Source organism: Acinetobacter sp. LipI_19, assembly GCF_058242925.1.
Map to the genome: position 1 here is coordinate 3,278,924 of NZ_JBZAYK010000001.1, position 23,442 is coordinate 3,302,365.

Genomic DNA, 23,442 nt, shown 5'->3' on the forward strand with positions numbered 1-23,442 from the left:
TATGCAATAAGTGGCTCAAGTTTATTGATCGCTGAGTCAATTCAACAAGGACCAATTAATCTTAACCGCTCTGCTTTAAAATCCCGCTAAAATTGGCAGAATGATCAAGATACACCTTAGAACATATGTTGATACACTTCAGGCTTAAGTATTTTTTGCGTCTGTTCTTTGCTCAAATAAATATCCAGCTGGGTACCATCTTCGACAATTTCATTGGCGCGATAATGCAATCCAACACCTTCACCATCAAAGAACCAATCGGCTTGTCCCCAATATAACTTTTTAGGCGCATTCTTTTTCACATCGCTATTTTGCTTTTCCAACCATTCTGCATATTTTTCTTGGACCCAAGTATTCAGTTGGTTCTGATGTTTGGCATCAATCACATCTAAAATACTTAAGCTTTTCTTCAATTTCCGGTCAGCAACAAAAAAGTATTGTCGTTCTTTGATACTGACATCTGCTTGTAAACTATTGACTGAAACTTGCAACAAAACATACTGATTACGTTGTGAAGCCATACGCGTTTGCATATGCAGTTCAAACGCTTTATTTTTCGGGAATTCTTCTTGCCAAGTATCTGATTTTTTGACAAAAGCATTAATGGCCTGTTGTAAGGTCATGTTCTGTTTTAAATCAATCTGTGCCTGAATCACGTTGGACTGACTATTTGCAATCCACTGATTTAACCAATTGTCTTGAGTCTTAATGGTTTGAATATCGATTTCAATGCAATTATTTTTTTCACAAAACGGTAAGGCATAATCAGCTTTGGTTTCTTGAATATTTAAATAAGGTAAGACTTCAGCGGCTTCTTGTTTCGGTTGGAATACAGAACCATCTTTGTCCTGATCTTTTTTAGAATCACATGCAACCAAAACCATTGTACTTAAGCAAAGCACTGAAATTATTTTTTTTGAAAATTGCACTGCATAAATCCCTTTGGACAAAAAGCATTGTATTTTGATACAAAAACAGCTTCACAAGGAAGCTGTTTTTACATTTTGCAATAAGTTAGCTGAACTTAATGCTCACGTGTAGAACGGAATTGAATATCTGGATAACGCTCTTGCATTAATTGTAGATTTACTCGGCTTGGTGCGAGATAAGTTAAATGCCCACCACCATCGACAGAAAGTTGGTCATGTGCCTTTTTCTTAAATTCATTAAATTTCTTTTCATCATCACAAGAAACCCAACGCACTGTGTTGATGTTCACTGGCTCATAAATACAATCTACTTTGTATTCTTCTTTCAAACGGTATGCCACTACATCAAACTGAAGTACACCTACAGCCCCAACAATCAAGTCATTGTTGATTTGCGGCATAAACACCTGCGTTGCACCTTCTTCTGAAAGCTCTTTTAAACCCTTTTGCAATTGTTTAGATTTCAATGGATCTTTTAAGCGTACACGGCGGAACATTTCAGGTGCAAAGTGTGGAATCCCCGTAAAATGAAGTTTTTCACCAGAAGTGAATGTATCACCAATCTGAATCGTACCGTGGTTATGTAAACCAATGATATCACCAGGCCAAGCTTCTTCAAGTTGCTCACGTTCACCCGCAAGGAATGTCAATGCATCACTGATACGTACATCTTTACCAAGGCGTACATGATTCATCTTTAAACCTTTCTCATACTTACCTGAACAGATACGCATGAAGGCAATACGGTCACGGTGTTTTGGGTCCATATTGGCTTGGATTTTAAATACAAATCCACTGAAGCCTTCTTCCGTTGCTTCAACAGTACGTTCATGTGTTGGATGCGCTTTCGGTTGTGGTGCCCACTGAATAAATGCATTTAATACATGGTCAACCGCAAAGTTACCCAAAGCGGTACCGAACAGTACTGGGGTTTGACGCCCTGCTAAAAACTCCGCTGGATCAAGTGGATCATTCGCCATTTGCACCAGTTCTAAAGACTCTTCAAATGAAGCAAAGGCCAGATCACCGACTTTTTCACGAATGTCTGGATAGTCATATCCATCACGGATTTCAATATCTGTAATAGTCGAACCAAAACCTGCTTTATATACATAAAGCTTATTTTCAATGATGTTATATACACCAGCGAAGTCACGCCCCATACCCAATGGCCAAGTAATCGGCACACAACGGATTTTAAGCACGCTTTCAATTTCATCAAGCAATTCTAATGGCTCACGGATTTCACGGTCCATTTTGTTGACGAAAGAAATGATCGGGGTATCGCGCATACGACACACTTCCATCAATTTGATGGTCCTTTCCTCGACCCCTTTTGCACCATCAATCACCATCAACGCTGAGTCAACGGCAGTTAAAGTACGATAGGTATCTTCAGAGAAATCTTCATGCCCTGGAGTATCAAGTAAATTGATGACATGATTTTTATAAGGGAACTGCATGACTGAGGTGGTAATCGAAATACCACGCTCTTTTTCCATTTCCATCCAGTCAGATGTCGCAGAACGGTCAGACTTTCGACTTTTAACCATACCTGCAACTTGGATTGCTTTACCCCACAACAACAGTTTTTCTGTCATTGTGGTTTTACCAGCATCGGGGTGGGAAATAATAGCGAAGGTACGTCGCTGAGCGACTTGCGCTGCTAATTCATCTTTAAACATAAAAAATCTACAATATGTACACAGTTATGTACACATTTATAAATATGTACTTGAACTGGAAAATGGGAATTCAAAAATTGGCGATATTGTATCAGATTTAGCGTCGTTTTTAACGGTTGTTGCTATATCATTAAGCACTTTGATGGAGCATATTTCTGAAAAAAATTCTGAAATGGAATTAGACATACAGACCTAAAAGCAATACAGCACGTCATTTATACTAACTATTTCGTGATTAGTCTGAAGATAAAACAAAGTAGCCTTATAAATCAATTAAGACTATATTCTTTAGCAAAAATCTCAGATGGGAATTGATTTAAATCAGTTAGCATCTTACTTTTCGGATTAGCCCTTTAAGCGATCTAACTAAGTAACATGTAACAGCGCAAAGTCAATGACATAAGCCCAACCTATAGGCAAGCAGACAAAAATCTGCGACTCGTTTTCACTCTCTTGAATTTATCCAATAAGATCTGCAGAAAAATATTATTTTCCAATATTGCGACCAAAATAATTGGCCACAATACTTTTTTCCAATCGTTTATATCCAGAATTTTAAAGTTTTCCTCATAGGAATAGATACCAAAATCAAAGTGATTCTTAACGCTATTATTATCATTTGCATAAGCTAACCCACTACAAAATAGTAGAGCAATAATTTATAGCTACTTTTTAGTTACATGTCACATCATCTCATTCCTAATAAGTAAAGCGCCAATAGTGAATCAAAAATTTGAATTTTTCCCAAAAAAAATCTTTGTTCACTGAATCCATTTTAGTTTGTATCATTATAAGTTCCTCTCCATCACTCTGCTTTTTTGTAAATCATATTATTTTACTGAAAATACTTTTTAAATTAAGTTTATAAATTATAGAATAACGAGCTTAAATTTTTAAATAACATAAATTTAATTAGCCCGTTATTTTTAAACCGGGTATAATTAAGGCTATATTTTTAATAAATTTATTTTTTTGCTGCTTTATCTAAAATCCTTTGTATAACTGTGCGAGTCACTGTAAACCGTTTAGCAAGGGAATAAACGCTCTCACCTCTTTTAAATAGCTCAAGCACTTGTTTTTTTTGATCATTTGTCAAAATTTCTGGTCTTCCAACTTTTTTAACGATTTTATTTTGTTTTTCAGTATTAAAATTAAATAATTTTTCGAATTCAAAACATAACCTTAAGAAATGAAGAAAAAAAATTTTCATGTCTCCATTGATCTCACTTTTTGAGTAGTCTAAACAAATTAATCTTATTTTTTTTTGATGAATTTTATCTGTTATAGATAAGATTTCTTCAAAGCTGCTACCTAAACAATCAATACTTTTTATTACCAACAAATCATCATCCTCTAAGGAATAATCAATCAAATTTAATAATTTATCTCTAAAAATTATTGACTTATTAACTGAAACTTCCTCAAAAACCAATCGATTTTTTTGGATTTTATAACCATATTCGTTAAAAAATGAAAGAAATTTACCTGATTCAAACTCTGCATTGGGTTCAATTCTAACATAGGCATACGTACGCATATTAATACACCAAAAAGTAACAAAAATAAACGCAATAAAACTAGCATATAAGTTTTTTAAAAAACATGATACAAATCACACTATTCTTTTAAACAATGTATAAAACTGACGAAATTATTTTCAAAAGCAATCAAAAAAAAACCAAAAAAAACCAAAAAAACCCTTAAGAAAAAAACAAAAACAACATATAAGTCAATAATATTATTAGCTTATTTTTAACCATGATGAATAATTAAAATTTACGAGGCGTAAGAAAGGACATTCTAAAGTTCTCTAAAGATGCAATATATTAAATATATGAATTAAATCTAATGTTTTTTAAAACATATAAATAAAACAAAAGAAATGTCTTTACCTTTACCCAAAAATACGCTCAGATACTGTAAAACTTAAAAAATATAATATCAGAGCAATATAAAAAAACTGCAAAGATAAAAATAAATCACATTAAAAATAAATAATTTAAATAAAAAAACACTTTAACACTGACTAAAAATCAACGCCAAAATTAAAAAAATCTTTAAATACACAATGTTTAATTAGATTTATTTAAACACTCGAACAAAAATACTCGATTATTTAAAATATAATTTTAAAATACTTTAATAAAGTATACTAAAAACAACATTAAAAATTACTTAACAGAAAATTAAAACAGTTTAAAGTAACTTAAAACTTTGCAAAATATAGAAAAAGAAGTAAACACCACTAATTATCATCCTATTATTAAAAAATTAAAAGTTAAAGTTGCCCTGAGACATAAATTGAAAATTTGGTATGAGATTCTTAATTCAGAAGATTTATTCAGTATGGTTATAGGAGCATGTACTTCGTTGACCTAACTTTAAAAATGCTTTGCTGACAATTTATCGCTGAAATAATTTAATACATTGCATCTTGGTTTCGACCAATTTAAATAATAGTACCCAACAATATTCCATATTATTCGATTCAAGTATTTGACTGTTTTGAGTAGATCATTGCACTTAATGTAAGTCTTCCTAAGGCTTGGCATTTTTTTGGGTGAAATTACAGCAGAAGCATGCCATCTAAAATTGCTTGTCTACAGTGTTATGTATCATGAACTCCATCTATATAGTCTGAATCAATTCGATCATCTCATGGAATTGGATCAAGTTGATTACCGAGCGCCTGTTAATCACTAAGATTATTTGTCTAAAGCTAAGCAATAAGTATTTGCAGGTTTTCAGCATCAATACCCATATGGATTTTATGCCATTACCGATGATATTCTGGTTATTATTTCTTAGTCTTCTTTCGCCATCACCTATGAGTTTTAATGAAGTCAATCAATGCTTTTGGGGTGACCAATATCAATATTACTTTATCATTTTCATGATGATAAAATAATTTCTGACTAACCAATTTAATCCACAAAAAATGAATGATACTTTTATCTAATCCCGTGGTCATTTCTCAAGATAACTTGAATAATAATTTAATCATTAAGACAGCACAGAGTAGCAATATTTGAGTAGATTTAATTTGTTCTTGCTGCCTTTTGGTTGCGCACACCACTAATTTTGCGAACAAATCAGATCGAGAAATTTCATCTCTTTAGCAAAGTTTAGCTATAAGAAAGAAAATTGATCATTCGATAGATTTAGGTATAGGCTTATCCATCTGAATAATTATATTAATGAATATGCTTTGAAGATCAGTTTTTGTAACAAAGCCTCTTTAAAATAATCCAATATAAGTGTAGAGAAATAAGCTTAATTAAGAGAACCTTAATACCAACTTAAAAACCATATTTAATTAAGAATATAAAAACTATGCTTTTAATCATATATAGGTTAAAAACATACCATAAAAAATTTAATAACAATCATCAGCAACATACAACTTCAAAACTAAAACATTGATTTAAATAAATTTTAAAACCAATATGAAATATAAAAAATTTATAATTTACAACATATTGAAAAAAAAAATAAAGCATACAATAATTATTTGTATTTCACAAAGTCATCAAATTAGAAAACAATTTATATAGGATTAAAATGAGCACACATCTAGATAACCTAAACCAAATTAGTGCTAAAATTTCTTATTTTTTAAAAAAAACAATTAATAACAATGATACAATCTTAACGGAAGAAGAGAGGGATAATAAAATTATTGTTTTTATTTCTTATGGATCAAATGATATCAGAGCTAAGGTATGGAATACTGCACCATTAAATGCAGATATTGCAATTAAGAAAACTCTAAATTATATAAAAAATATCTATGAAAAAAATAACAAAATATCCAATTACTTAAAAATTGATATTGTTCACGACTTAAAAAAAATAAAATTCAAAGATCTTTTACAAATCATTAGTGAAGAAAAATTAAATAATTACTTTAGAAAAGGCATTGCATTTGATGAAAATTTCAGTATTGCTTTATTAGAACAAGAAATTTATGGAAATGCAATTATTCAAGGGAAAACTTGGGATAAAGCAAGTTCATTTAATGAGATTAATTTAAATAAATATTTAAAGCACAAATATAATATAAGTTCTAGAAGAAAAATCAAAGACCAAGATTTAATTTATACATTTAGAAGTAAAGGTATTTTTTTTAAAAATTTAGATTTTTATGAATTAAACTATGACTATATAAATAATGGTATTAGAACTATTGATGATAGTGAAAAAAGACAAAGTATATTGGAGATAATTAAAGATAATTGTATATATTTAAATTCGCAAATTGATCAAGAAACAGGAAAATTTATTTATGGATATATCCCTGCTAATAATGAAAGATTAACCAGTTATAATAGTATTCGACATTGTACTTCCTTATACTCTTTACTAGAAGCATTTGAAGTTTCAGAAAAATTTATAAATTATGATAAAATCAAAAAAGGAATTAACTATACTATTAAAAATCTTATTAAATACCCCACGGACCAATCTTCAGCATTTATTATCGAGCAAAATAAATCTAACATTGAAATTAAATTAGGTGCAAATGCAGCTGCAATTTTAATGTTCACTAAATACCAGGAAATTACAGGAAGTACTGAATTTTTATTACTTACCGAAAAGCTAGCCAATGGCATAAAAAAAATGATAAAGCCAAATGGTAAGACCATACATATTTTAGATTATCCTTCATTAGAAGTAAAAGAAGAATATAGAGTAATTTACTATGATGGTGAAGCTGCTTTAGCCCTTTTGAGACTATATCAATTAAATAATGATCAAGAATTACTAAAAACAGTTAAAATTATGTATGAGCATTTTATTGATAATGATTATTGGAAATATAATGACCATTGGCTTAGCTATTGTACAAATGAGCTTAGTCTATTATGTCCTGAAAAAAAATATTTTGAATTTGGAATTCAAAACTATTTACCATATTTAAAAAGATATAAAAATCGAAGAACGGCTAGAGGAACTTTTCTCGAAATGCTTATGGCCTCTTACAAAATGGTTTCTCGACTCCCTCATCAGGAAGGTAATGAGCTATTCGAGAAATCAAAATTCTCTGAATTATGTGATGTTATAAATACGAGATTAGAATATCAACGGGTAATTGGTTATTTCTATCCAGAAATTGCGATGTATTTCAAAAAGCCAAATATTATTTTAAATAGTTTTTTTGTTAGACAAGAAAATTTTCGCACAAGGATTGATGACAACGAACATAACTTGTCTGGTTATATTGCTTATTACTTACACTTTAAGGATTAACTATGAAAAATTATAAAGATGCTTTATCAAATGAAACCACTCAAATTGAATTTTTTAAAGTAGAAAAATTACTTCAGACATTAAATATTAATATGCTCTTCTTAAAAAGAAATCCAAATAGGCTTATTAACTTAAACAATGATTTAAGAATTGAAGGGCATAATAATTTTTACAGCAATATCTTAAATTTATGTACTATTGGTGCATTTTCTTATTCTTCTTCAAATTTAGGTTATGGTGTTTCTATTGGACGTTACTCAAGTCTAGCTACCAATATTAAAATTATGGGAGCACACCATTTCCCCGAATGGATATCTACTTCACCTCACTTTTATGCTGAAGATTATCATAGTACTGATCCTCTAAAGGTAACCCATCTTCAACGAACCAAACGAAATGTTACTATTGGAAATGATGTATGGATAGGTGCTGATGTCGTTTTGAAGAGCAATATTAGCATCGGTGACGGTGCTATTATTGCATCTAACAGTGTAGTAACTAAGGATGTTGCACCTTATATGATAGTCGGTGGAAATCCAGCAAGAATAATTAGACCCAGATTTAGTGATGATATTGTTGAAAAATTAAAAACTTTAAAATGGTGGAGATTCCATAAAAAGGATTTAAAAGAATTAATGTTTGACCATCCTTACTTTTTTATAGATTCTCTTAGAGAAAAAATCGAATTAGTAGGGCTAAAGGAATACACTCCTCCAATTTTCACAAAAAATGATTTATTAAAATCGACCCACATTGAAAACATATGATATTAATCAAAAAATTACAGAATATTCTATTATGAAAAATCATTATTTCTTTTTATTTCCTAAAATTGATGAAAAAAAAAATGGATTGGTTTTTGCCCTATTAAAACGTGCAAAAATACTTCATGAAAAACTTGGTATTGATCCAATCATTATTACAACTGATTATGATCGTTCTTTGGCACAAAACTATTGGAACTTAGTTTCCAGTAACCTTGCCCCATCCTCTATTGGTTACCTTAATTTATATGGAGATTTACAAGGAACCCCCTTACGACTAGCTGAAAAAAAATATCATAAAAATGATAAAAAAATGTTCAATGAAAATATATCAAACACACAGATTTTTGATACTTTTAATCAAAGACTTCATGACAAAAATAATAAAAATTATCTTTATGAAATAAGACAAAAGGACTCACCTACTTTACGTTATGTAAATACATTTCAACAAGGTATAAAAAATGGTCGGCTCATTTATGATAGCTATGGCCATCTTAGTTGTATTCAAACTATAAGTTTAGAAACTCAAACAGTTATAACCGAAACATATTTTCATATTAAAGGCTATCCAGTAATTATTAAGAATTACCAATTAAATGAGAAAAAGAAGAATATCCTTTTAAACATTTTTTTATTAGATGAAAATGGTGTTATCACTGAGGTATTTGATCTAGAGTCCCAACTCATTCAATACTGGTTTTCAAAAATATCGAAAAACTATATAAATGATCTCATGTATATTCTAATTGATCGTGCCATTCATTTTTATGAACCCCTGAGGCACATCAAGCAAAAAAATATGCGTTTTATTGGCACAATCCATGCGACTCATTTAAATGGGGCAGATATTTATCGAGCCAGTATTAATCGTCATTACCGTAGCTATTTTGAACATAGCGATGAACTGGATGCATTGGTTATTTTAACTGAACGGCAAAAAGAACATATTCAACAACGATTTGAGATACATGAAAAATTATTCGTTATTCCACATATTTATGAGAAGTCTATCAAGCACGTAAAATTTACTGATCGCAATCCCCTATCCTGTTTAACCATAGCACGTTATGACAAAGCAAAAAACTTGGATAGCCTTATTCGAGTATTTAAAGAGGTTATAAAGGAAATACCGAATGCGTATTTAAATATTTATGGTTTTGGTGGCGAACAGACCTTTCTGCAAAATGAAATAGATAGTTATCAGTTAAATAATCATGTTAAATTAATGGGCTATAACGAAAATACAGATAGTTTATACGATCAAGCAAGTTTATTTCTTTTTTCAAGCCGGTCAGAAGGTTTTGGCATGGCAGTTTTAGAAGCTTTATGTCATGGCTGCCCAGTTGTTAGTTACAATATTGATTATGGCCCATCAGATATGATTAATGATGGTATCAATGGTTTCTTAATTCCATTTGAAAATGAAACATTATTTGCTCAAAAAATTATTTCTTTACTTAAAGATGAACAAATGAGACAAAACTTTAGTGAAGCTGCATATGCATGTACTCAGCTAACAGACCAAGAACAATTTGCTCAAAAATGGCAAGCTCTTTTTGAAGCAATTCGATGATAAAGCAACTTTCATCAAATAAAGGTCTGATTTTATTATTCTCTATGCTTCATTTAGGCTTTTGCATCAGTGCAAAAGCCGATTGCGGCGCTAGTCGTCCTTCTGCAGTAAGTCAACTTGACAATGTCTATTATGGCAATAAAAATCTCCGCATTTTTTATACAATATCTGGAGAAAACGCCCTTGAATTTCCTGAAGATCAAAACAAAAATAATGTACCCGATTATATTGAAAATATTGCGATTCAAGCAAATTCAATACGTAAAGCTTGGACGTTGCTAGGTTATCAAGATCCGTTAAAAAGCCCGCGTTATAAAGAAAGAGTCCGATATATTGATATACAAATACAAAAATTAAATGGTCTCGGTCTAGCTTATGACGAGCCACATCAACATATCAATAATCCATTAAAGCAGAATGCATGTGCATTAGTTATATTAATTAGCAATAATATTCCGAATCTAACTACAAACTCTTCTACAGTTGCCCATGAACTATTTCATCTTTACAGCTATGGATATACAATGTTTAAGCAGCCTTGGCTTACAGAAAGCCTAGCGGCATGGTCAGAAGGATTGATTAGAAAAGGAAAAGTTGGCGCTTATGGAGAGAGAAGTTTACCTAAAAATCCAGAAAACTTTGACAAATTTATATTGAATCGTACCTATAAAACTTCTCAATTATGGAGCCGACTCACTACACTTATTGATATATCTAATGGGCAACTTGATCTACCACCTATGCTGCTACAAACAAAGTATACTGACGGTCAATTTGTTTTTCATGATCAATTTCTAAAAGGTACACTTTTTATGCGTACTTTTCTTGAGAACCTTGGCAATAGTGATCGACGAATTTCTAATCTAAATAATTGGAAACTGTACCGCTGGAAGGAAAGTCAGCAAAGATCTTCTCATTTTGACCCACAGGTATTAGAAACTTTGTTAGAAACGCTAGAAAAATTAAATAAAAGTAATGCAGAAAAAAAAGAATTTCAGATCTTGTTAAGAAAAGTAATTAAAGATAAGAACCTTAATTAAAAGATTTATTTTCATTGTGATAATTATTTAAATCAATGCCGCACAGAATTAAGTTGACACCTTCTAAATTAAACTTGGATAGTATGCCTAGTTATAATAATCCACTGAGATAACTGATTAGTTTTTCGTATTATTTTTTTCGATTAAGTCAAATCCAACCTATAAAATAATGGATTTTCATATAATAATTTAGACATGCTTTAGTCCAACAGGTAAATAGCATACTAAAAGTAAAAATTTACTTTATAAAGCCAAATATCTTAAAGCTATTAGACCAATAGTTGCAGAATCTATAGAACTTTATGATATTCGTAAATCGAGTACTTCTATAGAATACAATATTAAAAGACAGATAAAACTTATTGGCTTTTGTGTGAAATAACGATTAATCCATTTCAAAACAAGACAACCATTTTTAGAAAACAAAAAAGAGAAGGCACTTATGCCTTCTCTCCAATTTGTATACTTATATCAATAACAATCAATTAGAACAGAAGCTGATTATTATTTAATAACTCATCCAGTGTTGTATCTGTATTTTTCAATACAATAAGGTCAGTTGAGTTATAGTTATTTCCAGTGCCATCACGATCAATACTAATCAAAGTATTACCCTCGCCATCAGAAATAACAGACACATAATTAGCGATATTGTCTGCATTAGCGCCATCTAATAGTGCACTAACATCCACTTTATCTCCTTGTGCCAGATTGAAGTCAGTCCACTCATCCTTACCATTACCACCCGTTGCATCTGCAACGTTCAGTAAGTTATAGATAACGGTATCTGCTCCAGCTCCAGTCGTAATAACATCATGGCTAGCAGTACTCGTAATGTTTTCATCACCAATACTCGCTGTAGAGATATCATCACCGGCACTTGTCTCATAATATTCATCAGCATTAATAGCTAATTTTGAGATAGCTTCATCATTACTATTTGTACCAATTTGAATAGTTAAATTAGCATTATCAGATTTACCCGTTACTGGATCTATCACAGTATATTCAAACATTTCTGTCTTACCAATTACTGTAACATCACTGTTTGGTGTATACGTGTAACTACCATCTGGTTTAATCACTAGTGTGCCATAATTACCCACAAGGGTTGTTTCACCTGTTATAGCTTGACCAGCTACTTCAGATATAATTGCACCAGCAGGCACATTATCCTGACCATGAATACCATCAGTATCAGTAATCACATTACCACCAACTGAAGTTACATTGGTTATGATAGGATCCTGAGCAGTGTCATAAGACTTGATAATAATATCAGTCTCAATAAAACCAGGTAGAGTGATAGCATTAAAGCTACTCATATCTATTTTATATTGTCCACTTGCTAATCCAGGTAATTCAAGTTTAGCGACTTGACCAAAAACTCCAATAAAGTCAAAGATTCCGCCTGATGAACTGTTACCAATTTCAACCCATGAACCATTCTCAAATTTAGACACTTTAACTGCAACACTATCGAAGAATGATGCCCATGATCCTGACTTGATTTCTAATGTAACATCAGCTATCTGATTTTCTTGAACACTGAATTGGGTTGAACCACTCGTTGTACCAATGACTATTCCAAGGAAACCAATGAGCCAATTATAAGAGATTGCGTTGTCTAAGGTCGTTTCTGTAACAGGATACTCAAAATCAACCCCTGCTTCTACGAGATTGTCTACTGCATCAACTGGAATATTTGGTGCTGTAACTTCTGTTGGAGTAGATTCATTGCCAGCAACATCTTTTGCAGTCACATCGACCACTTCACCATCATTTAACGAATCCGTAAACACGACAGTATAATTACCATTTTCATCGGTAACCGCTGTACCCAATACGTTGCCGCCTTGGTCTTTAACCGTCACTGTTGAACCTGGTTCTGCCGTTCCACTTAAATCCGAGCCATCATGATTAAATTCAGCAGTTGGTGCATCTGGTGCCGTTGTATCATCAGCTGTTGCTTGAGTAGGTTCAGATTCATTGCCAGCAACATCTTTTGCAGTCACATCGACCACTTCACCATTGGTTAATGGTGTGGTTAGATCTACTGTATAGTTGCCATTTTCATCGGTAACCGCTGTACCCAATACGTTACCGCCTTGGTCTTTAACTGTCACTGTTGAACCTGGTTCTGCTGTACCTGTTACTTGCGTTCCATTATTAACAACATCTGCTGTCGGAGCAGTTGGCGCAGTCGTATCATCAGCTGTTGCTTGAGTAGGTTCAGATTCATTGCCAGCAACATCTTTTGCAGTCACATCGACCACTTCACCATTGGTTAATGGTGTGGTTAGATCTACTGTATAGTTGCCATTTTCATCGGTAACCGCTGTACCCAATACGTTACCGCCTTGGTCTTTAACTGTCACTGTTGAACCTGGTTCTGCTGTACCTGTTACTTGCGTTCCATTATTAACAACATCTGCTGTCGGAGCAGTTGGCGCAGTCGTGTCATCAGCTGTTGCTTGTGTTGGATCTGATTCATTTCCAGCAACATCTGTTGCAGTCACATCTACTACTTCACCATTGGTTAATGGCGTAGTTAAATCCACTGTGTAGTTGCCATTTTCATCGGTAACCGCTGTACCCAATACGTTGCCGCCTTGGTCTTTAACTGTCACTGTTGAACCTGGTTCTGCTGTACCTGTTACTTGCGTTCCATCATTAACAACATCTGCTGTTGGAGCTGTTGGCGCAGTCGTATCATCAGCTGTTGCTTGAGTAGGTTCAGATTCATTGCCAGCAACATCTTTTGCAGTCACATCGACCACTTCACCATTGGTTAATGGTGTGGTTAGATCTACTGTATAGTTGCCATTTTCATCGGTAACCGCTGTACCCAATACGTTACCGCCTTGGTCTTTAACTGTCACTGTTGAACCTGGTTCTGCTGTACCTGTTACTTGCGTTCCATTATTAACAACATCTGCAGTTGGCGCATCAGGTGCAGTCGTGTCATCAGAATCACTGTCTGAGTCGCTGTCAGAGTCCGAATCACTGTCTGAGTCGCTGTCAGAGTCCGAATCGCTGTCAGAGTCCGAATCGCTGTCAGAGTCCGAGTCACTGTCAGAATCCGAGTCACTGTCAGAATCCGAGTCGCTGTCAGAGTCAGAATCACTGTCAGAGTCCGAGTCACTGTCAGAGTCCGAGTCACTGTCAGAATCCGAGTCACTGTCAGAATCCGAGTCACTGTCAGAATCCGAGTCGCTGTCAGAATCCGAGTCGCTGTCAGAGTCCGAGTCACTGTCAGAATCCGAGTCGCTGTCAGAATCCGAGTCACTGTCAGAATCCGAGTCGCTGTCAGAGTCCGAGTCGCTGTCAGAGTCAGAATCGCTGTCAGAGTCCGAGTCGCTGTCAGAATCCGAGTCACTGTCAGAATCCGAATCGCTGTCAGAATCCGAGTCGCTGTCAGAATCCGAGTCGCTGTCAGAGTCCGAGTCGCTGTCAGAGTCCGAGTCGCTGTCAGAATCCGAGTCGCTGTCAGAGTCAGAATCGCTGTCAGAGTCAGAATCGCTGTCAGAGTCAGAATCGCTGTCAGAGTCAGAATCGCTGTCAGAGTCAGAATCGCTGTCAGAGTCCGAGTCGCTGTCAGAATCCGAGTCGCTGTCAGAGTCCGAGTCGCTGTCTGAGTCGCTGTCAGAATCCGAGTCGCTGTCAGAATCCGAGTCGCTGTCAGAGTCAGAATCGCTGTCAGAGTCAGAATCGCTGTCAGAGTCAGAATCGCTGTCAGAGTCAGAATCGCTGTCAGAATCAGAATCGCTGTCAGAATCAGAATCGCTGTCAGAATCAGAATCGCTGTCAGAGTCCGAGTCGCTGTCAGAGTCAGAATCGCTGTCAGAGTCCGAGTCGCTGTCAGAATCAGAATCGCTGTCAGAATCCGAGTCGCTGTCAGAGTCAGAATCGCTGTCAGAGTCCGAGTCGCTGTCAGAATCCGAGTCGCTGTCAGAGTCCGAGTCGCTGTCAGAATCCGAGTCACTGTCAGAGTCAGAATCGCTGTCAGAATCCGAGTCACTGTCAGAGTCCGAGTCGCTGTCAGAATCCGAGTCGCTGTCAGAATCCGAGTCGCTGTCAGAGTCAGAATCGCTGTCAGAGTCCGAGTCGCTGTCAGAATCCGAGTCGCTGTCAGAGTCCGAGTCGCTGTCAGAGTCCGAGTCGCTGTCAGAGTCAGAATCGCTGTCAGAGTCAGAATCGCTGTCAGAGTCCGAGTCGCTGTCAGAGTCCGAATCGCTGTCAGAGTCAGAATCGCTGTCAGAGTCCGAGTCGCTGTCTGAGTCAGAATCGCTGTCAGAATCCGAGTCGCTGTCAGAGTCAGAATCGCTGTCAGAGTCCGAGTCGCTGTCAGAATCCGAGTCGCTGTCAGAGTCCGAGTCGCTGTCAGAATCCGAGTCACTGTCAGAGTCAGAATCGCTGTCAGAATCCGAGTCCGAGTCGCTGTCAGAGTCAGAATCACTGTCAGAGTCCGAGTCGCTGTCAGAATCCGAGTCGCTGTCAGAGTCAGAATCGCTGTCAGAATCAGAATCGCTGTCAGAGTCCGAGTCGCTGTCAGAGTCAGAATCGCTGTCAGAGTCCGAGTCGCTGTCAGAATCAGAATCGCTGTCAGAGTCTGAGTCGCTGTCAGAGTCAGAATCGCTGTCAGAATCCGAGTCGCTGTCAGAATCCGAGTCGCTGTCAGAATCCGAGTCGCTGTCAGAGTCCGAGTCGCTGTCAGAGTCAGAATCGCTATCAGAATCCGAGTCGCTGTCAGAGTCCGAATCGCTGTCAGAGTCAGATCCAATATCTACAATGACTACTGTTGGTAATGAATTATTCCCTGCTGGGTCTGTCGCGATTGCCTTAACTTCATCACCATCATCTAAACCAGGATTTGGCACTGTCCAAGTTCCATCTGGACCAGCAACAACTGTGGTTTTGGTGCCATCTGGGTAAGTAACTGTGACTGTTGAACCTGGCTCAGCTGTACCTGTAATAGGATCTTTTCCATCAATTGGATCTATTACAGGAGCTGTTGGTGGAATAGCATCTACAACGACGACCGTTGGTAATGAATTATTCCCTGCTGGGTCTGTCGCGATTGCCTTAACTTCGTCGCCATCTTTTAAACCAGGATTTGGCACTGTCCAAGTTCCATCTGGACTCGTAACAACTGTGGTTTTGCTGCCATCTGGGTAAGTGACTGTGACTGTTGAGCCTGGCTCAGCTGTACCTGTAATAGGATCTGTTCCATTAATTGGATCTACTACAGGAGCTGTTGGTGGAATAGCATCTACAACGACGACCGTTGGTAATGAATTATTTCCTGCTGGGTCTGTCGCGATTGCCTTAACTTCGTCGCCATCTTTTAAACCAGGATTTGGCACTGTCCAAGTTCCATCTGGACTCGTAACAACTGTGGTTTTGCTGCCATCTGGGTAAGTGACTGTGACTGTTGAGCCTGGCTCAGCTGTACCTGTAATAGGATCTTTTCCATTAATTGGATCTACTACAGGAGCTGTTGGTGGAATAGCATCTACAACGACGACCGTTGGTAATGAATTATTTCCTGCTGGGTCTGTCGCGATTGCCTTAACTTCATCGCCATCTTTTAAACCAGGATTTGGCACTGTCCAAGTTCCATCTGGTCTCGTAACAACTGTGGTTTTGCTGCCATCTGGGTAAGTGACTGTGACTGTTGAACCTGGCTCAGCTGTACCTGTAATAGGATCTTTTCCATTAATTGGATCTACTACAGGAGCTGCTGGTGGAATAGCATCTACAACGACGACCGTTGGTAATGAATTATTTCCTGCTGGGTCTGTCGCGATTACCTTAACTTCATCACCATCTTTTAAACCAGGATTTGGCACTGTCCAAGTTCCATCTGGACCAGCAACAACTGTGGTTTTGCTGCCATCTGGGTAAGTGACTGTGACTGTTGAGCCTGGCTCAGCTGTACCTGTAATAGGATCTTTTCCATTAATTGGATCTACTACAGGAGCTGTTGGTGGAATAGCATCTACAACGACGACCGTTGGTAATGAATTATTCCCTGCTGGGTCTGTCGCGATTACCTTAACTTCATCACCATCTTGTAAACCAGGATTTGGCACTGTCCAAGTTCCATCTGGACCAGCAACAACTGTGGTTTTAGTACCATCTGGGTAAGTGACTGTGACTGTTGAGCCTGGCTCAGCTGTACCTGTAATAGGATCTTTTCCATTAATTGGATCTACTACAGGAGCTGTTGGTGGAGTAGTGTCAGGTTTTACTGAAGATTTACCATTATTACTATCATTATCATTCGCCCACCACAAAATTCCTGCAGCAGTTAATGGTACTGATAACCATGCCCATGGGGAGCCTGCACCATCATGATAAAGTAGTGGTTCTATATCATCTATATAACTATATGTGATATTTTCTAATAATGCGCCATTACTATCTGTAAATTGCACCCAAACTAATTTATGGTTGCCATCTTCAAAAACTAAACTATTATCAGTTGAATAATTACCGCCATTAAAAAAATCAACTATTACAATTTTATCACCATTTTTTAAAGTGATAATTGCATTCCTACCATCTTGTTTTATTTCAGAAACATCATCTTTATTGACCTTTATTAAAACTACGGATGCTTCTGAAAGTGAAACATTATCTTTTGTTGTGGTTTCTAAGACCTTATGGCTTTCCTTAGAAACAACTTGTATTTCTGACATATTTTCTGCCCCTTAAAGGATTTTATTTAAATGAATCCAATTTAAAGCTCTTAAATAAAAAGAGCCCAAACTATGGAATAAATTAGATAAAATAAAGGCAAACCTCAACACGGAAATAAATTATATACATGAATTTCATCACACAAAAAAAATAAAAATGCAGTATATTTTTTAATCTCAATTATTAAATTAGAGATATTTATTAATTTTCAATAGTTTATTTTGTTTTAATGTATAAAATACATTTATTAGACTATTATGTTTTAAAATCCAAATAATAAAATTCATATTTTAAAATAATAAAAACATTTTAAAATAAGTATGAATTTTTATATTAAAAATTCATACTTATATTTTAAAATTTATCTTTCGCGCAATGCTTCTTTTACTTTATTAAATGGTTTTAATAAATAATCCAATATTGTTTTCTCACCTGTACGAATATCTACAGTCGCCACCATACCTGGTGTAATTGCAAATGATTTTTTTTCTTTATTATAAAGTTTGTCAGAATCCGTACGAATATATACTCTATAGTAAAACTGATCTTGCTTTACTTCATCTCGAATAGTATCAGGAGATATCACTGTCACTTTACCTTTCAATCCTCCATAAATTGAATAGTCATATGCTGTAATTTTTACTAGTGCTTCTTGTCCGGGATGAATAAAAGCGATATCACGTGGCAAAATTCGAGCCTCAATCAAAAGCTTTTCATCAATTGGAACTATCGTCATAAACTTCCCATTTTGCGGTATAACACCGCCATGTGTTGTCACCGAAATTTCTTTCACAACACCGCGCACGGGGGCTCTAAAAATAGCCCGATCCAAACTATCGGTCCTCCCCACAACCACTTGTTGTTGAGTTTGGATATCCATATTGGCTTTAGCTAATTCTTCCCGTGCTTTCACATAATATTGATTTCGAACATCATTCATTTTATTTTGTAAATCATTTGCCGAACGACGCAAGCGTAAAACTTCAACTTCACTCGCAGCTCCTTTAGCAACCAATGGCTCAGTCATAGTTAACTCTTGCTGTACCAACTGTAAAGCCTCTTTGTACCCTTTCAGGGTTTGCTCCACATCCTCTCGTCTAGACTGATACAGCGCCGTTTCTTCACTTACCAACATTGAATCTGTTGTAACAATCTTAGGGAAAACTAATGGTGTTCCATTCACTTCTGCACGTAAACGAGCTGCTGTTGCCTGAGCTGCCACCAGTAAAGATTGGGATTCACCAACATTTGATGCAAAACGAGTAGGATCTAACTGTGCCAGTATTTCACCTTTTTCAACAATATCACCTTCTTGTACATTTAATTTGGTGAGAATTCCCCCTTCCAAAGATTGTATTACCTGCTCTTTAGAAGAAGGGATAACCTTTCCTACTCCTGTAGATACTTCCTCAAGTTTAAATATCCAAGCCCAAATACAAAAAATCAGAAAGCCAATACCTACAATCCAAATGATTAAGCTCACACGGGGTAAAGATGGTTCAGTATAGGAAACATTCATTGAACGATCTTTTTCTTGTTGCTCGCTCATGAATTATCTCCTTGTTTAACATTATTGTGTTGAATAGTTGATTGACTTAATATCTCGTCTCTTGGCCCATCCATGACAATTTTTCCATCATTAACGACAACAATGCGATCAACTAGTTCTAAGACAGCCCGGCGGTGAGTTGCAACAATAAGCGTTCGATGAGCTAACCAATCTTTTAAGTGATCAATTAGTTGTTTTTCTGAGACATCATCAATGGAAGCTGTAGGTTCATCCAGCAAGAGGATATTTGGTTGACGAATGAGTAACCGAGCCAAAAGAAATGCTTGTTTTTGCCCTCCAGAAAAACCAATACCTCCTTCCAAAATCAGATGGTCAAGTCCTTCCTTCTTTTCTTGAATAAAAGCAAGAGCTCCTGTAACAGTCAAAGCATTTAATATGTCATCGTCTGTTGCTAAAGGCGCACCTAGGGTCAAATTTTCTCGAATCGTGCCGTAGAACAAATATGCATTCTGATTGAGTAAGCCCATATCACGTCGTACATCAGATGGATCTATTAAAGATAAATCTAGACCATCGAGATGAACTGCACCTTGATTGGGTTCCTGCATACCTGATAGCAATTGCAACAAAGTAGACTTACCTGCGCCATTACGACCTAATATGGCGACTTTTTCACCTGATCGAATTTTTAAATGACGAATCATAAGACTCGGTTTAGGATCCTCATCTCCATATTGAAACAAAACATTCTTTAACTCATAGTCCCCATTCAAAACAGGCTTGTGAACTAAATGAGAACGCTCAGCTTGATCAATAGGTCGCTTCATCAGCTCATCTAAACTTTGTTTCGCTATTTTAGTCTGCTGTAAACGTCCCAAGATTCCTGTAATCTGGGCAATTGGAGCGAGCATTCGTGATGACAAAATTGAGCATGCAACCAAAGCACCCGTTGTCATTTCACCATCAATGACAGCAAAACAACCCACTAAAACAACCATAGCGTATGTTAAGCCCTGAAGTTTTTGCGTCCAGGCCATCAAAGTGCCGACAATTTTACGTTGCTTCATCCCGATATCAGCGGAAATCTCATTCATATGGTTCCATTGATTTTGGAAACGAGATTCTGCCCGCAATAACTTGATATCTTCTATACCCTGAACCACCTCTACTAATATTGCATTTCGAATAGCCGACTCACGCATCCCCTCTTGTGCTAACTGCGCCAATTTTTTCTGTACCAAAATTGCGGGTAAAATCATAAGTGGGATAACCAACAACATCACCCAAAATAGATTTCCACCAATGAAAGCAAAAATGAACAGAAAAAGAAAAAAGAAGGGTAAGTCAGCAATTGCACCAATTGTAGTTGAAGTAATAAGTTCTCTAACACCTTCCAGTTCACGGATTTGAGAAATAAAACTACCCGTCGATTTTGAGCGATCTTTATTCTTAATTCTTAGTGCATGTCCCAAAACGCGATCTGAAATACGTAAATCAGCTCGTTTACCAATAATATCAGACAGATAGACACGAGATACACGTAATACGAATTCAAAGATCGCCGCAATTAATACCCCACCAGCTAATACCCATAATGTTGAAATAGATTGTGAAGGTACGACACGGTCATAAACCTGCATAGAAAATATAATGGTTGCCAATGCCAATATGTTTGCAATCAAAGAGGCAAACATTATATCTATATATCGCTTCCAATCGCGTAAGGCAATCGACCAGAACCAATTTTCTTGATATGGCTTAATATATTCATCAATGCGAGCATCAGGAATTGAAGTCTCTGGCCTCAAAGTGTATACATACTTGATTTTATCTTTTAATAAATCTATATGAATACTTTGTGATAAACCTTGATCACCACTAAATTGAATATTAACATTTCCTCGCTTATCTGCTTTATCAACGACCCCAACTTGTCCATCATTTAGTTCAAAAATGACAGGTAAAAGCCATGGGTTTAAAAGCTCTACAGAAAAATTAGATTTACGTAGATTTAATCCAACCTGACGGGCGATCAATAGTAAAATGTCATCCAGCTTTTGGTTTTGATTCCATTCCAATTGTAAGCGAATTCTTTCTTCTGATGGCTCAATCCGATAATACTTTGCAACCGTGAGTATTGCTTGTAACCAGGGTTGATAATTTTTTTTTGTCGTCATGGCTGAACTTCGAACCCCTGAATTGAAATATTGTTTAAGCCATAAACTTGTCGCGAACGACCTGTTGCGGCAATATACTGAACAATACTGTTATAGATGTCATAACGTGCTGTCTCGAGCTCTGTATTTGCACTATGGATTGCTTGTTCAGCATTAAGTAAATCAACCAATGAACGTGTTCCCAGCTTATATTGTTCCTGATATAGCTCTCGGGTCCGAACGGTTGTTTCTTGTCTATTTGCTAAAACTTGTATTTGGCGCTGTTTGTTTTCAATTTGTTCACGACTCGTTCTAATCTGATTTAGAACATCTCGGTATACTGAGTTCACTTCTGATTTGGCAGCTTCTTCCGCATAACTCGCCATTTTAACTTGCGAAGAATTAGCCCCCCCTTGGTAAAACTGACTGGTCGCTTCAAGCATAATGGAACTATAAAACCCATCATCTCTACCATTATTCGGATTACGACCATTTAAGGCCTGATTTAGCGAACCTTTAACCGCAAGCGTTGGATAACGAGTTAATCGGGTTTGTTCTTTTTGGGCTTTTGCAACTTCTACCTTAGCTAGAGCTACAATCATTTTAGGAATGATATTAAATTGAGGTTCACCATATAAATCAGATTGCATAACAAGATCGTCAGGAATCAGCCAAACCTTATTAAAAATATCTACACCAAGAAGAATGCGTAAATGTTGCTGATATTGGCGTAACAAAGATTGTTGAGCAATTAAACTTGATTGCGCTGACTCTAGATAAGATTGAGCTTGAATTGGGTCAGCTTGACTACTGATTCCAGCATTTGCGCGTAAATTTGCGATATCCTTAATTCGTTGAATACCCGTTATTTGTTGCTCAGCAATTTTATTTAATCGTAAATAGCGCTGAATATTAATAATAGTTTGGGATGCATCTAAAGCGATATCATCAATACTGACTAAGACATTTGCTTGTTCAAGTTGTACCTTAGCTTGCGCTACTGAAACTCCAGACTTTATTTTCCCGAAATCATAAACCATCTGGGTTGCATTTAAACTGAGTAACTGGCGGCCACGCTCTCCTGTTATTAAATCTCCAGTACTGACTCCTCCTGATAATTGCGGATAATAACCAGCTTTTGCAAAATCAACGCCTGCATTTTCTGCTGCTAAATTAGCAATCGCCTGTGAAATATCAGGATTCTGTTGAATTGAATAATGGATAGCATCAATTAAATTAATAGAATCATGTGTTAAAATATTAGGTACAGTAGGAAAAAAACCTTCATTTCCAATTTTTTGAAATTGACTTTGATCTACTTGCAAATTGCTTAGTTTTTGCAACTCAACAAATTTATAACTTTGATCAGTTTCAGGAGCAAAAAGTTGAGAAATTTTATTCTTTAAATTTTTCTCTGGTTTGGCTAATATCATTTCAGCCTTCACAGTCGATGCAATAAAAATAATATAGAAAATTATAAAAAAATTACTCGTTAAGCTAATTATAAATAGAAACTGATTTTGGTGAAAAAACGTATTCCTCATTGAACTTCTCATCTTTTAAAATATTAAAAAACAAGAAAATAGCCAGCTTATATCCATGAATTTTAAAACCTTACTTCTTTTATGAAATTTTTTAGAGAATAATTTAAACTAAGAACAAAAAAACATATGCTTCAAAAAAAAGTAACTAACACCAACACAACTTGTTATTTTATATAAAATTTAGTTGATTAAAAGGTGTTTAATACACCAGAAGCTTTAATGCACATTTAAAACAGATATATTTCATAAATCAAAAAATGATCATATTGAGTGAATAATATTT

General features: G+C 35.6%; 11 protein-coding genes. 4 read left to right on the forward strand and 7 right to left on the reverse strand.

The window, feature by feature from the left end:
• Positions 1-116 precede the first annotated feature (116 nt).
• The 3 genes from AC4CVF_RS15835 to AC4CVF_RS15845 form a co-directional block, all read right to left on the reverse strand.
• Complete coding sequence (locus tag AC4CVF_RS15835; protein ID WP_336953456.1) at positions 117-884, reverse strand: hypothetical protein; 768 nt, start codon at positions 882-884, stop codon at positions 117-119.
• 140 nt (positions 885-1,024) lie between these two features.
• Positions 1,025-2,614, reverse strand: a complete 1,590-nt coding sequence (locus tag AC4CVF_RS15840; protein WP_336953444.1) for a peptide chain release factor 3 — start codon at positions 2,612-2,614, stop codon at positions 1,025-1,027.
• A 964-nt stretch (positions 2,615-3,578) separates the two neighbouring features.
• Complete coding sequence (locus AC4CVF_RS15845; RefSeq protein ID WP_336953445.1) at positions 3,579-4,151, reverse strand: recombinase family protein; 573 nt, start codon at positions 4,149-4,151, stop codon at positions 3,579-3,581.
• A 2,024-nt stretch (positions 4,152-6,175) separates the two neighbouring features.
• Between AC4CVF_RS15845 and AC4CVF_RS15850 the strand changes: the two genes are divergently transcribed.
• From AC4CVF_RS15850 to AC4CVF_RS15865, 4 genes are read left to right on the forward strand one after another with little or no spacing between them, the layout of a single operon-like run.
• Positions 6,176-7,864, forward strand: coding sequence for a hypothetical protein (locus AC4CVF_RS15850; RefSeq protein ID WP_490789697.1), 1,689 nt, complete (start codon positions 6,176-6,178; stop codon positions 7,862-7,864).
• A gap of 2 nt (positions 7,865-7,866) precedes the next feature.
• Complete coding sequence (locus AC4CVF_RS15855; protein WP_336953447.1) at positions 7,867-8,631, forward strand: CatB-related O-acetyltransferase; 765 nt, start codon at positions 7,867-7,869, stop codon at positions 8,629-8,631.
• Positions 8,632-8,662: 31 nt separating this feature from the next.
• Complete coding sequence (locus AC4CVF_RS15860) at positions 8,663-10,204, forward strand: glycosyltransferase (protein ID WP_336953448.1); 1,542 nt, start codon at positions 8,663-8,665, stop codon at positions 10,202-10,204.
• Positions 10,201-11,244: a peptidase MA family protein gene (locus AC4CVF_RS15865; protein WP_490789698.1), complete on the forward strand. Its 1,044-nt coding sequence runs from the start codon at positions 10,201-10,203 to the stop codon at positions 11,242-11,244. Before AC4CVF_RS15860 ends, AC4CVF_RS15865 begins: the two co-directional genes overlap by 4 nt.
• 485 nt (positions 11,245-11,729) lie before the next feature.
• Here AC4CVF_RS15865 and AC4CVF_RS15870 read toward each other — a convergent pair whose 3' ends face one another.
• The 4 genes from AC4CVF_RS15870 to AC4CVF_RS15885 form a co-directional block, all read right to left on the reverse strand.
• Positions 11,730-17,948: an Ig-like domain-containing protein gene (locus AC4CVF_RS15870; RefSeq protein WP_490789699.1), complete on the reverse strand. Its 6,219-nt coding sequence runs from the start codon at positions 17,946-17,948 to the stop codon at positions 11,730-11,732.
• A gap of 362 nt (positions 17,949-18,310) precedes the next feature.
• Positions 18,311-19,498 carry an HlyD family type I secretion periplasmic adaptor subunit gene (locus AC4CVF_RS15875; RefSeq protein ID WP_419328746.1) on the reverse strand — a complete coding sequence of 396 codons (1,188 nt, stop codon included), beginning with the start codon at positions 19,496-19,498 and terminating at the stop codon, positions 18,311-18,313.
• A complete protein-coding gene (locus tag AC4CVF_RS15880; protein WP_490773594.1) occupies positions 19,495-21,636 on the reverse strand; it encodes a type I secretion system permease/ATPase in 2,142 nt (713 codons plus the stop codon). Before AC4CVF_RS15880 ends, AC4CVF_RS15875 begins: the two co-directional genes overlap by 4 nt.
• Positions 21,633-23,048 carry a TolC family protein gene (locus AC4CVF_RS15885; protein WP_490789700.1) on the reverse strand — a complete coding sequence of 472 codons (1,416 nt, stop codon included), beginning with the start codon at positions 23,046-23,048 and terminating at the stop codon, positions 21,633-21,635. The genes AC4CVF_RS15880 and AC4CVF_RS15885 overlap by 4 nt, the downstream gene beginning before the upstream one ends.
• Positions 23,049-23,442 lie beyond the last annotated feature (394 nt).

Coding starts and splice junctions, on each gene's coding strand:
- AC4CVF_RS15885 (WP_490789700.1), bottom strand. CDS start 23,048: ATGATATTAGCCAAACCAGAGAAAAATTTAAAGAATAAAATTTCTCAA.
- AC4CVF_RS15860 (WP_336953448.1), top strand. CDS start 8,663: ATGAAAAATCATTATTTCTTTTTATTTCCTAAAATTGATGAAAAAAAA.
- AC4CVF_RS15880 (WP_490773594.1), bottom strand. CDS start 21,636: ATGACGACAAAAAAAAATTATCAACCCTGGTTACAAGCAATACTCACG.
- AC4CVF_RS15835 (WP_336953456.1), bottom strand. CDS start 884: ATGGTTTTGGTTGCATGTGATTCTAAAAAAGATCAGGACAAAGATGGT.
- AC4CVF_RS15845 (WP_336953445.1), bottom strand. CDS start 4,151: ATGCGTACGTATGCCTATGTTAGAATTGAACCCAATGCAGAGTTTGAA.
- AC4CVF_RS15875 (WP_419328746.1), bottom strand. CDS start 19,498: ATGAGCGAGCAACAAGAAAAAGATCGTTCAATGAATGTTTCCTATACT.
- AC4CVF_RS15855 (WP_336953447.1), top strand. CDS start 7,867: ATGAAAAATTATAAAGATGCTTTATCAAATGAAACCACTCAAATTGAA.
- AC4CVF_RS15865 (WP_490789698.1), top strand. CDS start 10,201: ATGATAAAGCAACTTTCATCAAATAAAGGTCTGATTTTATTATTCTCT.
- AC4CVF_RS15850 (WP_490789697.1), top strand. CDS start 6,176: ATGAGCACACATCTAGATAACCTAAACCAAATTAGTGCTAAAATTTCT.
- AC4CVF_RS15840 (WP_336953444.1), bottom strand. CDS start 2,614: ATGTTTAAAGATGAATTAGCAGCGCAAGTCGCTCAGCGACGTACCTTC.
- AC4CVF_RS15870 (WP_490789699.1), bottom strand. CDS start 17,948: ATGTCAGAAATACAAGTTGTTTCTAAGGAAAGCCATAAGGTCTTAGAA.